This is a genomic window from Enterococcus sp. 4E1_DIV0656 (assembly GCF_002140695.1).
Lineage (GTDB): Bacteria > Bacillota > Bacilli > Lactobacillales > Enterococcaceae > Enterococcus_D > Enterococcus_D entomosocium.
Genome location: NZ_NGLF01000001.1, coordinates 2,216,830 through 2,230,241, shown reverse-complemented (window position 1 = coordinate 2,230,241; position 13,412 = coordinate 2,216,830). Strand labels below are relative to the sequence as shown.

The window sequence follows — 13,412 nt, the reverse complement described above, 5'->3', positions numbered from 1 at the left end:
CTTTATTTATTCATTCATTCGATTATTGGTTCTTTTTTTGTGAATTCCTTGTAATTCAAAGAACCCTTCGTTACAATTACTCTAGTTATACCACAAAGGAGTTCATCAGCAAATGACTATCGTCCAACTATTTAAAATTGCTTTTTTCCGAATACCTGATTTAAAATTTGTCAAAAAAGCAGAATTTTCCAAAGTAATCGTTTTTCTATTAAGCGCCTCCGTGCTTATCGCGGTACCGATGACCATCAATGTATTAGGTGTCTTTCGCGATGTGCAAGCAGACGGACAAAAAATTGGAGAATCGATTCCAGATTTTACGATCGAAAATGGGCAGCTTGCTAAAGCGCCGGATACGCAAGGTTTCATTTATCAAACCGATTCGATCATCTTTACTTTCGATCCAGATGGCAACCGTACGCCAGCAGATATTGCATCTGATGTTACTGGCTCTGTCATCGCTGTTGGCTTGTTAAAAGATCAGCTGGTCATCCGTATCCCCTCTTCTGGCTTATCGACGTCAATGTTAGATTCTAATCAATTAGAATTTGATTACAGTGAGCCTGCGCTGCGCAATCTTAACGGTCAGGCGATTCGAGAAGCGCTATCAAACCAAGCAATTCCATGGCTAATCAAACTCATTGTCTTTTTTGTTGCATTGTATCCATCATTTGTCAGCTTGCTGATCACCTTAGTGATGGGGACCTTTATTGCAACAATCTATACAAGATTAAAACGATTCTCCTATACTTTCTTTGAAAATTTAAAGATTCTGATCGTAAGTGCTGCATTGCCTACGCTTATTAGTGTAATCGTACAACTACTATTGCCTTCCTTCGATGCAACCACCTTTATTTTGTTTGGTTCTTTATTCTTATTCACACAAGGGGTCAAACATTCTCCAAAAATTCAGTTTAAAACCTAATCTAGGCCATGTTCAATTCCTTGAACATGGTTTTTTTCTCATTCTTTGCTACACTTAAGTTAAAAGGAGGCTTGGCAATGAAAAAAATAATCTTAGCCACTCGAGAGTTTCGCGACACATATGTGAAACAAATCGAAAAAGACTATCAATTTCTTGTGTACACAAAGGACCAAGCAATTGATTGGTCACAAGTAGAAATCACCATTGGTTGGAAGTCGGAATGGAAGGACTACCTGCTAACGGAGAAAACAAATTTGAAATGGGTCCAAGCGATTTCAGCTGGCGTAGACACCTTACCATTAAAAGAGTTTGCGAAATACAATATTCGCTTATCTAACGGCAGCGGCATCCATGCCGAATCGATCACAGACCATTTGTTGGCTCTACTATTTATGGAAAACCGCGGGATTTTCCAAGCAATTCAGCAACAGAGAAAACAGCAATGGTCACCGAATACAATTCACTATACAAAATTGTCGGACCAAGAGATTTTGATCGTTGGTACAGGACAAATTGGCCAAAAGTTAGCTCAAGCATTGACCTTTTTTGGTGTAAGTCCCATTGGTATCAATACTAGCGGGCATGACGTGACAGGTTTTGAAAAAACGTTTGCGTTATCTGACTTACACGCTTGCGCAAAAACCGCCGATTGCGTCATCAACATCCTTCCTCTGACGGAAGAAACCAATCACTTGTATGATGCAGCTTTTTTTGCCCAAATGAAACCTAGTGCTTCCTTTTATAATGTCGGCCGCGGGCCAAGTGTGGATACCACTGCATTAGCAAAAGCCCTAGAAAAAAAGCAGATAGCATTTGCCGCACTGGATGTTTTTGAAGAAGAGCCCTTGCCCGAGAATGATCCGTTATGGCTCATCGAGAACCTTTTGATAACACCCCATATCTCAGGGCATACGCCCCATTTTCAAAAGGCATTTATGGCCATTTTCTTAGCGAATCTCCAACAATTTTTGGCGAAACAAGAACTTGAAAAAAATGAGATAAACTTGGATAAAGGCTACTAACAAATTCTTTCCGCAAAAAAAGTGTACAGTTGGAGGCGAAACCTTCAGATTGTACACTTTTAATTTATCGTTGTTTTTCTTGGTCTTTTTCAGTTTCTTTCAAGAAATATAAGGGTCTATTTTTGGTTTCTAAGAAAATTTTCCCAATATATTTCCCGATGATTCCCAAACAAAGCAATTGCAAGCCGCCCACAAATAAGAAAATGCTAACCATCGATGGCCAACCAGTTGTTGGATCACCAAAGATAAAGGTTCTGATCACAATAAAGATCAATGCGATCAGAGAGCCAAAACAGGAAAGCGCACCAATAAAAGAAGCAATGTTCAGAGGGGTATCCGAAAAGTTGACGATACCGTCGATCGAATATTGAAATAGTTTCCAAAATGACCACGATGTCTCACCAGCGACTCGTTCCCGGTTCTCATAGGCGATGTATTCTGTATCAAAGCCGACCCAACTGAAGATCCCTTTGGAAAAGCGATTGTATTCAGACAGTTGTAAAACGGCATCTACCATATTACGGCGCATCAAGCGAAAATCTCGAGCACCATTTACCATTTCGGTATCGGCAATCTTGTTGATAATATTATAAAAAGCATCTGAGAAAAAACTACGGATCTTCGGTTCTCCTTTGCGATCCGCCCGTCTAGTCCCCACACAATCAAGCTCTGGTTTTGCTTCCAGCATCGCAAACATTTCTGGCAGTAATGTCGGCGGGTCTTGTAGATCTGCGTCCATCACAGTGACAAAATCGCCTTTCGCCGCTTGTAAGCCTGCATAAAGTGCCGCTTCTTTGCCAAAGTTTCTCGAAAAAGATAAATAGCGAACACTGTCGGGGTGGGCACGATATAACTCTCTTAAAACAGGTAGTGTTTGATCTGAAGAGCCATCATTGACAAAAATATATTCAAAGGGCATATTTAATTGTCTCTTCACTTTTTCTGTTTCCTCAAAGAATATCGGCAAGCTCGCCTCTTCATTAAAACAAGGTACAACAATTGATAACATCGGTTTCATCTCCTAGAGCCAATCGTGGGAAGCCGGTCAGCTATGACCGAATCCACATTATTTTTTATCTTCACTAAAATCGTACTTCGGTTCATCCAACGTTTGATCATAATCAACTGTCAGATTATAGCCTTTGAAAAACCACTCATCCGCTTCATCAATAAAAAAAAGCAAGCCGTCAATGGTTTGTTCAACGATCGGATGTTCTGGTTTGTCCACTGACATCCCCACGGAAAATCCGTCATGCACTTGTGTCTTTCCATAAATTTTTCCAAAAAAACGAATCCCGCTTCCTTGGTCTACCTCCAACTCTTTTTTGAACCATTGCATTGCTTCAGGACTTATTGTTAAGTTCATTTTCTTCACTCCTAATCATTCATATGTTCATCGAGTATATCTACATCATCTGTATTGCCGATCACGAGTAAATTGTCATTTTCACGCACGATTGCCTCTGCATCAGGCGAAACGATCACTTGTCCTGGTCCACGACGAATCGCAACGACTGTCAGACCATACTTTTGTCGAAAATTCAGCTCAATCAGGGATTTATTGAAAAAGCGTGGATTGGACACGCGAATCTCTGCTAGAGAAAATTCGTCAGATAGTTCAATATAATCTAAGATATTTTTGGAAACTAGATTATGGGCGATGCGAATCCCCATATCACGTTCAGGATGGACGACACGGTCTGCGCCGAGTTTTTCCAGTACACGGGCATGGTATTCGTTTTGGGCTTTGGCTAAGATATTAGGAACACCCATTTCTTTAACCATCAGTGTGACCAATATACTGGCTTGAATATCTTCACCTATCGCAACAATGACATGGTCAAAGTTACGGATACCCAATGAACGCAACGTCATCTCATCTTGTGCGTTGCCGACCACCGCATGGGTGGCGATATTCATATATTCATTGACACGATCTTCGTTGCTATCGATTGCCAACACTTCTTGACCTGATTCAATCAACGTACGACAAATACTTCCACCGAAACGACCTAATCCAATAATTGCATAATTTTGCTTCACCACAAACGCTCCTTTGTTTGCCAGATCATTATTTAGTATAACAAAAACCTCCCCTGCTTGCCATGAGGAGGTATGATTATTAAGATTTTATTTTATCAAGCCATGTTTAAAAGCATATATCGTAGCTTGCGTACGATCTTCTACTTCTAATTTTGATAAGATATTTGACACATGTGTCTTCACTGTTTTCAGCGTAATGAAGAGTGAATCCGCAATCTCTTGGTTGCTCTTTCCTTCAGCGATCAACAGTAACACTTCTTGTTCCCGATTGGTCAAATCTTCATGTAGGATTGGTGTCCGATTCGTCAAACGATCCATCATTTTCGTGGTGACTTCGGGTTCTAAGACCCTCTCTCCTCGCTGGGTTGCACGAATGGCTTCCGCAATCTCATGAGCAGTAGACGTCTTTAACAGGTAACCGGCCGCACCCGCTTCAATTGCAGGATAGACTTTCTCGTCATCAATAAAACTAGTGACGATGATGATTTTTGCTTCTGGCCAATCATTTAAAATCAATTTCGTAGATTCGATCCCATCCATTTCATCCATCACCAAATCCATCAAAATCACATCTGGACGTAATTCCAATGCCTTTTCATACCCGACTCGACCATTTTCCGCTTCCCCAATTACTTCTATATCGTCTTGAATTGATAGATAAGAAGAGACCCCCAGACGAACCATTTCATGGTCATCAACTAACAACACTTTAATCATACGTTATGCCTCCTTCAACAGTGGAACTTTGATTTCAATACTGGTTCCTTGATTTTTAAAACTAATAATTTTCAACGTTCCGCCAACAGCACTTACCCGTTCTCGGATATTCATCAAGCCATAGCTGCCGGCCTTTTGATCTTGGGGATCAAAGCCAACTCCGTCATCGATCACCCGCAATAACACGTTATTATCGATGCGATGCAAGTATACTTCTAACTCATCAGCTTTCGCGTGACGCAGGGTATTAGACAAGAGTTCTTGGATCACACGAAAGAGTTGATCTTCAATCGAACTAGGCATCGTAAAGTCTTCAATATCCCAAGTCAATAGAATTTTGATTTTGGTCTCTAATTCCTTTAACAATTGCTCGATTCCTTGCTTTAGACTCTTCCCTTCCAAAGTTACAGGTCGTAGATGAAGCAAGAGCGCCCGCATTTCAGATTGCGAAGCATTGATAATGTCTGTGACCATAGCTAACTGTTTCTTTTGGCTTTCTGGAGCATCTGTTCGAATCGCTTGCTCATTCAGTGCAGACATCATCATCATGGCGGCAAACAGCTGTTGAGAAACAGAGTCGTGCAGTTCACGAGCCAGACGCTGCCTTTCTGCTTCTAAAATCTCTTCTTTCGTCTGACCATCAACAAACTGCGGTTTCGCATTCAATTGCTGTAATTCCATCGACATCTGTTTCATCTTCGATTGGATACTGGCAATATCACGATCCACATTCGCAATCAAATGGTTTTCAGACGCATGTGGGATCTTTGTTTCCAATAAAGGGCTATCGATATAGCCGCTGGCTAACAGTCTTAGCTTTTCTTCCACCGGACCGTATTGACGGTTGCGAAAAAAAGAAATCAGTAAAAAGACAGCTAAAGCAATCAATGCAGATATTACAAGTAAGTGAAAGACGATTGGGATAAAAAAGAGTTTGATTTGAAAGACTTCTATCAGCCAATTATTTTTCCCACTGGCATACAAATAGGAAAACAGCATCAATATCATGGTGAAAAAACTTGCTAATCCTGCGTAAAAAGCGATCATGCCTCTTGAAAATTTCCCAATCATACCCGAATCACCTCAACATCACCAACAAGGGTATTCGTTAAGATTTTCAAACGCCGACTATTTTCGCCATAATCCGGGCTGTAAATCGTCACTTTTTCATTTTTCAAGCTCGTTTCTTCGCCTTCAAAGATAACGGAGCCAATAAAAGTACTGTGCTCTAATTTGATCGCTATGCCAGCAGGCACTAAAATACGAGTTCTACCAAAGCCTTTTCGTACGATCACGACGTTTTCTTTCTTAGGCAATAAAGTGTTGCCTAGATCGATGAAAGTGTCTCCCGTCAAGATATCTAAATTGATATCGTCCCATTCATAGACTTGACTGCCGATCCGTTCATTGCCTAACCATTGCTGCTTTTGTTTCAGCGGATGATCCACTTTGGGTTCTTCAGTTTCAACGATAATCATTTGTTTTTTGCGCCAGAATGAATTTTTAGTTAAGTCGATTCCGGTAATCTCGACTCCTTTTAAACCAATAAATAAAATCGCAAAAATCAGCATCAGCCACAGTGCTGGACTATTTAACAAACTGATCAAAATAGCAATGGAACTTGAGACCATCAAGAAATTTTTAAAATTGCTCTTGCGCTCACTTCGGTTCACAAGGACCAAGCACGTCACACCAAGTATTAATAAAAATAATAATGGCGGATTAGATAAAATTTGCCATACCGCAAAAAGCAGTAAGAGCGCTTCAACAATAAAGAAAAAACGCCAAGGACTTTTCATTCAAGCTCCTCCTCCTAATAATTCTACTTTATCATACCTGAAAAAAATGGTTTGTCCATCCGTCGCTGGTCCGAAAAAAGACCCTGTTTGATCAATTTCCCTAAAGGAGAATGAACAACAGGGTCACCTAAATCTACCTAGTGATCAAGCGACTAGCTTTTCTTTACTTCTGTGATTCTTACTTGCATATCTCCGCCTGGCGTTGAGATCGTCACTTCATCATTGACTTTTTTCCCAATCAAAGCACGAGCGATTGGTGAATCATTGGAAATTTTACCAGAAAACGGATCTGCTTCAGCACTACCAACGATCATGTACTCTTCTTCGTCACCATCAGGCAACTCAACAAAAATCACAGTTTTTCCGATGGAAACTTCATCAGAGTCTACACCCTCATTATCAATGATCTCTGCAAAACGAATCATATTTTCTAAAGTAGTGATTCGGCCTTCGACAAACGCTTGTTCATCTTTAGCAGACTCATACTCGGAGTTTTCGGATAAATCGCCAAAACTGCGGGCTACCTTGATACGTTCAATGATCTCGCCGCGTTTTACCGTTTTCAATTCTTCTAATTCTTGTTCTAGCTTTTCTTTTCCTTCAAGTGTCATTGGGTAAACTTTTTCTACCATAGTTCTTTTCTCCTTTTAGTAACTTCTAATAAATCGCAAAAGGTAATCTTTTGCGATGAGTCCACAAAAGATTACCATGCTTTTTTTTAAATGTAAACTATAAACCTATGAAAATTTAATTTGAGGTATTGTTTACATATTGTTCCACTAATTGCATATGCTGTTCATAGGTTTCCGCAAAGTAAACTTCTTGGGTTTGAATGTCAGCAACGAAATAATAGTAGTTGTTCGGTGTTGGATCTAAGACAGCTTGGATCGCTGCTTCGCTTGGATTGTTGAATGGTCCAGGTCCGTAGCCAGTATGCACATAGAGATTATAAGGAGAGTCAACTTGAGTGTCCTCATAAGTGACTAGCTCTTTGTGCTCACCTAACGCGTATAGAATCGAAATATCCGATTGCAGCGGCATATCAATCGCTAAACGATTGAAGAATACCTGTGCGATATTTTTACGATCTTCTAGCTTACTACCCTCTTTTTCAACAAGTGAAGCCAATGTAAGGACTTCTTGGACCGTCATTTCTTTTTGAGCAATTTGATCGAAATATTTGGACAAGACTGAATTTGATTTATCCACCATTTGGGTAACGACTTCTTCTAGGGTATTCCCTGTATAGTAGTCATACGTCGCTGGGAACAAGTATCCTTCTAGTCGGTAACGCACGCCTTGCGCATCGCCGGCACTTGCTAAAAGCTCAGGATAGGTTTCTTTCATTTTTTCAAAGAACTCATCGCTTTCCATCAAAGCTAAGAAATCGTCTTTCGAGATATTTGTTGCTTCCGCTAGAGCATCACCGATTTGATCCACATCAAACCCTTCTGGAATCGTCACTTTTGCATCAGAGGTGACCGAACCTTCGCCATTTTGCAGCATCTTTGAGATTTGATCCAAAGTCATACTAGGAGAAAAATGATAATTTCCTGCTTGAAATCCAGTTAAATTATTGAATTTCGTATAATAGTTAAAGATCATACCACTTTTAATGATATTGTCTTCTTCCAATATTTCTCCAATTGCTTTGTTGGACGATCCACTAGGAATCTCAACTGCCACCGTTTCTGTATCTTCTGGATTCAACGGCTGCAATCCTGATGTTACATAACGATACATTGAAAATCCTAAAACACCACCGATGACGAGCAGAGCAAGGACTACGATCAAAACGATCCGATTGACAATCCGATCTTCTTTTTTGCGTTGCTGCTTGCGCAATTGCGTTTCCCCACCTTCAGCTATGGGCACTTCTTCCGCTGCTGCCCTACGACTTGTAGCAGCTTGCTTTGCTTGTTTATTTTTGGTCTTTCCACTTGCAGTTCGCGAACCCACCTCTTCTTGAGGTTGTTGAATAGGACGCTCGTTCAAACCATCGCTTTCCTGGGTTTGATCTGATTGAGGTTGCTTTAAAGCTCCTAATACTTCGTCTTTAAAGGATCTATCCTCTGGATGTTGTTTACTCAAAACAACTCCTCCTAACTTTCGTAATACTGGCTTGTACCATTATACACGAAAGTTAGGAGGAGTGGAATAGAATTAGTTTCAAATTCGTTTCATTCCAAAGTTAAAAAGATTATATAACAAAATATTTTTATATATTTTTTTTAACTTGATTAATAATAGTGTAGCTTAAACAAATAATGAAAGTAATTCCTGAAATAAAAATAGAAATTTTAATAGTCAAAGGAATCGGATACGAAATTCTTATTGCACTTACTTCATTTGCATTTAACTGGATTGTTCCAATATCGGTTGTGCGTACACTAATGGTTTTTCCTGAAGAAAGGTCTTTAATTACAGTATCCTCGTATTTAAATATAGGTACATTAATCATTTCCTCATCACCTGATTCCCAAGAAACGATGATATCTCCGTCTGATACTTTTTTCTCAAAATTTGGATTTGGATTAATTACATATTCCCAGTATTTGGAATACGGATCAAAAAGTTCAAAATCTTGGTTACTCAACGGTTCTTTTAATGGTAAGTAGTCAGAAGTCCCTTTTCTTACAACATCCAATATTTTCCCAAGATCACTACTCCTAATGATATTTCTTAATTCTTTGGCTGATATGTTTGACGGTTTCTTATTTGGTGAGGCTAACACATTTTCAGAGTTCCATTCTGTCATTCGAGACATCACTCTATCTTGAGCCATGGAAATTGAAAAAAAGGTTGCTGTGCCTAACACTACTAATACCATTTCTTTCTTTAAATATTTGCAGGTATATTCAAAAGTAACTAACAATAAAATTGTCGGCACGATAATAAGCCTTGATGGAAACTGTAAGAATGATTCCAACGCTGGGAATAATTTTGAGAAGATACTCCATGGAAAAAAACGACTTGATACTAGTAAGAATATACTTCCAGTAGTCATTAAAATTTTTATTGTATTGTTTATATTTTTCCAATTTATAATTAAATTAATTACTTGGAAAAAGAACAAAGAACTAAGTACAATTCCAATATTCGCTTGTCCATTTCCCTTTTCAGGCAAGAAATACACTGCATTTTTTAGTAAGTCTAACGGAACTGTTTGCAATAATTGATTATCCTTTAAAAGATAAAACATTCCTAACCAAACGTTTAAGCTTAACAATATGGCTATACCTATGGAAAAGAGCATTTTAAACAAGAATTCTTTTTTTAAAGTAGTCTTTATAAAAGCATATATCACACAAGGTAATAGGACTAAAGTTGCTAGGAGTGAGGAAAACACATGCGTTTGAAGTAAGACTCCCATACTCAATCCTAAACCTAGCACTGAAAAATTATGTTTTTTATCTACTAACATCTCAATACCATAATACATGACATAAGGTATGAGCATATTTCCAATCCCTGTAAAAGATCCTGCGATATTCCAAGAGGCAACAAAATAAGTACTCATATAGATAGCACCAGAGAGAATTGCTAAACTGTCTCTCATTGATAATTTTTTTGCAATGCGATAGATTCCATATGCACCGATAATGTTAACCAAAAAAGATGTAACTAACTGAAACTTAACCCAACTTCCCAAAAACAGCAATAATGCTCCCAGTATATATGACATTCCAGGACCATAAAATGCATTAACAATTCTTGCAGATTGTTGATAGGAAAACAAAGAGATAAAATAATTAAAATCCCCAGTTTTTAGTTGCATCATAGTCTCATATATTCTATTCATATGAAAAATAGAATCAACGCCAAGAACATAACCTTTTGAAAATATTTGTGGACTTTGGATAATTACCGATAAAATGGCAAATATCATCCAAATTGATATGCTTTTTTTCCATCCTGTAACTTTGTTTAAATACATACTACAACTCCCTACATAAAATACTAATCTTTAAAAATTTTTTCCCAAGTACTTAATGCTCTTTCTTCATACGATGAAAACATAAACTTTTCATTAGGTAAAATATTTTTAATACCTAGATCAAACCCTTTTATCAAACCCTCTATCGAATTTTCGACTACTATTGTTTTATCTGCTCCATCTAAAATTTCTAATGTTTCAGGTACTTCAGTCATTATTACTGGTGTATTTACGGCTAGTGCTTCTAATACAACCATTCCTAATCCTTCGTATCTACTACTAAAAATAAAGTATGATGCTTTTTTCAATAAATTATAAGGGTTTCCTAAATTCTGCAAGAGATAGATAGACTCCTTTTTGTTACTACTATTAATTTTATTTATGATCGTTTCCTTTTCAGGGCCATATGACTCAATTAAAACTAAGTATACATTTTTTTCTTCAACAGTTTCAAATGCTTTTATCAATCTATCTAAACCTTTTTGTTTTGAAAATCTACCGATATTAATAAAAATCTTATTCGATTTATTTTCAAATTTCTCAATTAGTTCTAAAGGTATGGTATCTGTAAAAGGCAAATTAGATAACTTTTCTACTTTTTTCTTATTTATTAAGACATTACTAACAAAAGTATTAGCTTTGGGAACTAGATAATCAATTTTTTTCTTTATTGTCTCGCTTACACAAATAACTTTGGTTGCTTCCTTGTAAGCTTCAAATAAAATATTCCTTTTTAAATACTTATTTAGTTCCATTTCTTTTTCTATGTCTGTATGCACAAAAATAATTGTCTTGATTCCAATTTTTTTTAGTATCCACATCCAAGATGCATATGAGCGGTCATATCCTGGATAATGAATAAAATATGTGGGAGCCAAATTAGGATACTGCCTTTTGAAATCTCTCAAATACATTTCTTCGATCAACTTTTTTGATGCTGGTTTTTCATTCATATAACTTAATGTCGCAAATGACTCACTAATCGTTGATTGCACTTTGCCAGCACTTATAAATGTGAAAATTCCTTTGGGAAGATTTTTAATTTTATATTCTAATTTTTCTGGAATCATACCTTCTTGCCATGTCAATATATAGTTTCGTTTCGTTAAATCAACAGTTTCAAAATAATTTAATAAAGAAGCAGTTATTCCATTCTCAGCAAGTTGATAGGCATAAATTAAAACGTTTTCCTTCCCATTCCAGTTATTTTGAACAATTATATTAGAGGAATTTTTTTCTGATAATAAAAAGTCTATAACTTGTAATGCACCATTTTCATTATCTGAATTACAATACGTTTTTATGAATTCATCATTCCTAAAAATATAATTTTGTCTCAAAGCTAAAATTAAACTTTCAGGATCTGTAACTTTCTTAAATGGAAGGTCTTTTATTTTTAAATACATTCCTCTTTCTGCTTGATACTCTTCTTCATCAAAAGTAAATAGTAGAACTTCTCTCTTTGTCACTAAAAAATCAAACATTATAGAAGAATAATCAGTAATGATTTTTTCAACTGTTTGCATAAATGTATACGTTTCTTCTTTGGGAAACTTTTTCAAATGTTTAAATTTATATGAATCAAAATTTATTAGATTTTCTTCGTAAGGATGGAGTTTTACAAACATCTCTTCATTATCAAGAAGTAGATCATCTAAACGTTTCAAATTATTTATTAACTTATCAGAAATCGTTACATTATTTGTATTTTTACCACGCCAAGTTGGCATATACAAATATCTTTTTGGTACAACTCTGTTTTCAAACAAATAAGAATTTCTTGGAGATGGAGCTATCACAATTTCATTTTTCACTATATTTTCGATGCCAAAGTCACTTATTAAAACCTTTTTAGTAAACTCATTGCTGACAAATACTTTATCCGCAGAAGCTAAATTTCTTTGTATATTTCCATATCCCTGTCTCTTATACACATCTAGATGTGTATAAGAGACAGGTATTATATACATAACTCATTTGCTCTTTACTAACATATTTCTTCAAATTACTATAATTTACGTCTCTTGTCATAGGTGAAACGCTCAATAGTTTATCAAACTTATAATAAATAGAGAACAAACCATTTAAATCTTTAAACATTGGCATTTTCCCATTCACTTCTCTACGAGAATCGGAATAGAGATCATTATGCATAAAAACTATATATTTTTTTGCATCTGCTCCTAAAATATGCCTTCCCCAAAAATAGCTATAACCACTAAAATCAATTGCTACATCAAATTTTAAATTACCAACAAGCCTATTCATCTCTCGACGATACCCGTTTTCCGGATAATTACTTCTTTGATCTATTTCCACACCTTGATCAGCAAATTTCTTGTTAACTAGTTTTTCTTTTCTTGTAAGAATGTCAATTCCAAATCGGAAAAGAGGCCTAATGTTTTTATTCATTGCCTTTAGATTGTTATTGATTTCATCATTGCTCGAAGGATTGCAAATAACAGTAACATCATACTTTGAATAATCAATATTATTGGTCAGATTTAAAAAGCTTGATGTTATTCCATTATTCCTCATACCACCAGGAAATATTAGCAGCTTTTTCTTTTTTGAATTAACTGTATGAACTGTGATATTTTTTGAATCTTGTTTTTTAAAAATATATTCCACATATTTTTTTGTCACATTTCCATCTTCATATGGAACCATACGCTGAGCCAGCTCTTCATATTTTTTTTGATATTTGGTATGATTCACTTCCACCGATTGAATCAATTTTAGTAACTCATCAAAGTTTTCTGCAGTAGGACCTGGTAACTCATCATTTGTCAGATACATTCCTCTTTCAAAACTGTATAAATCTTTGTCCCAGGCATAAAAAATGATTGGTTTTTTTGTAACTAAGAAGTCGAAAAAAATGCTTGAATAATCCGTAATGAGCACGTCAATGATAGACAACACTTCGTTGGCATCAATTAGATCTGAAATTAATAGACCAAATAATCTACTGT

13 protein-coding genes are annotated in these 13,412 nt (G+C 36.5%); 2 read left to right on the top strand and 11 right to left on the bottom strand.

The genetic code is table 11. The features are described from left to right. Positions 1–112 precede the first annotated feature (112 nt). Positions 113–922 carry a DUF1189 domain-containing protein gene (locus tag A5882_RS10515; RefSeq protein WP_086372720.1) on the top strand — a complete coding sequence of 270 codons (810 nt, stop codon included), beginning with the start codon at positions 113–115 and terminating at the stop codon, positions 920–922. Between the two features lie 77 nt (positions 923–999). Then, positions 1,000–1,944 (top strand): phosphoglycerate dehydrogenase, encoded by a 945-nt coding sequence (locus tag A5882_RS10510; RefSeq protein ID WP_233499097.1) that lies wholly within the window; start codon positions 1,000–1,002, stop codon positions 1,942–1,944. Between the two features lie 64 nt (positions 1,945–2,008). Here the strand turns inward: A5882_RS10510 and A5882_RS10505 are convergent, their stop codons facing one another. The 11 genes from A5882_RS10505 to A5882_RS19815 form a co-directional block, all read right to left on the bottom strand. Continuing rightward, a complete protein-coding gene (locus tag A5882_RS10505; protein ID WP_176285423.1) occupies positions 2,009–2,953 on the bottom strand; it encodes a glycosyltransferase family 2 protein in 945 nt (314 codons plus the stop codon). Between the two features lie 57 nt (positions 2,954–3,010). Further along, entirely contained in the window at positions 3,011–3,310 is a 300-nt protein-coding gene (locus tag A5882_RS10500; RefSeq protein WP_086372719.1) for a HesB/YadR/YfhF family protein, read from the bottom strand. Between the two features lie 11 nt (positions 3,311–3,321). Next, complete coding sequence (locus A5882_RS10495; RefSeq protein ID WP_005229566.1) at positions 3,322–3,987, bottom strand: TrkA family potassium uptake protein; 666 nt, start codon at positions 3,985–3,987, stop codon at positions 3,322–3,324. An 87-nt stretch (positions 3,988–4,074) separates the two neighbouring features. Beyond that, the gene (locus A5882_RS10490; RefSeq protein WP_005236913.1) at positions 4,075–4,704 is read right to left on the bottom strand and encodes a response regulator transcription factor; all 630 of its coding nucleotides are present in this window, start codon (positions 4,702–4,704) and stop codon (positions 4,075–4,077) included. A gap of 3 nt (positions 4,705–4,707) precedes the next feature. Continuing rightward, positions 4,708–5,775, bottom strand: a complete 1,068-nt coding sequence (locus tag A5882_RS10485) for a sensor histidine kinase (RefSeq protein ID WP_008379604.1) — start codon at positions 5,773–5,775, stop codon at positions 4,708–4,710. Next, positions 5,772–6,503: a cell wall-active antibiotics response protein LiaF gene (gene liaF, locus A5882_RS10480; RefSeq protein ID WP_008379602.1), complete on the bottom strand. Its 732-nt coding sequence runs from the start codon at positions 6,501–6,503 to the stop codon at positions 5,772–5,774. Before liaF ends, A5882_RS10485 begins: the two co-directional genes overlap by 4 nt. A gap of 152 nt (positions 6,504–6,655) precedes the next feature. Further along, the gene (gene greA, locus A5882_RS10475; protein WP_005229556.1) at positions 6,656–7,135 is read right to left on the bottom strand and encodes a transcription elongation factor GreA; all 480 of its coding nucleotides are present in this window, start codon (positions 7,133–7,135) and stop codon (positions 6,656–6,658) included. Positions 7,136–7,250: 115 nt separating this feature from the next. Continuing rightward, entirely contained in the window at positions 7,251–8,594 is a 1,344-nt protein-coding gene (gene mltG, locus A5882_RS10470) for an endolytic transglycosylase MltG (protein WP_086299615.1), read from the bottom strand. A gap of 127 nt (positions 8,595–8,721) precedes the next feature. Then, positions 8,722–10,440, bottom strand: coding sequence for a hypothetical protein (locus A5882_RS10465; protein WP_086372718.1), 1,719 nt, complete (start codon positions 10,438–10,440; stop codon positions 8,722–8,724). A 23-nt stretch (positions 10,441–10,463) separates the two neighbouring features. Continuing rightward, positions 10,464–12,410: a glycosyltransferase gene (locus A5882_RS10460; protein ID WP_254908480.1), complete on the bottom strand. Its 1,947-nt coding sequence runs from the start codon at positions 12,408–12,410 to the stop codon at positions 10,464–10,466. Then, positions 12,367–13,412, bottom strand: a 1,046-nt coding sequence (locus A5882_RS19815; protein ID WP_176462020.1) for a CDP-glycerol glycerophosphotransferase family protein, incomplete at its 5' end; no start/stop codon positions are given. The genes A5882_RS19815 and A5882_RS10460, both read right to left, overlap by 44 nt.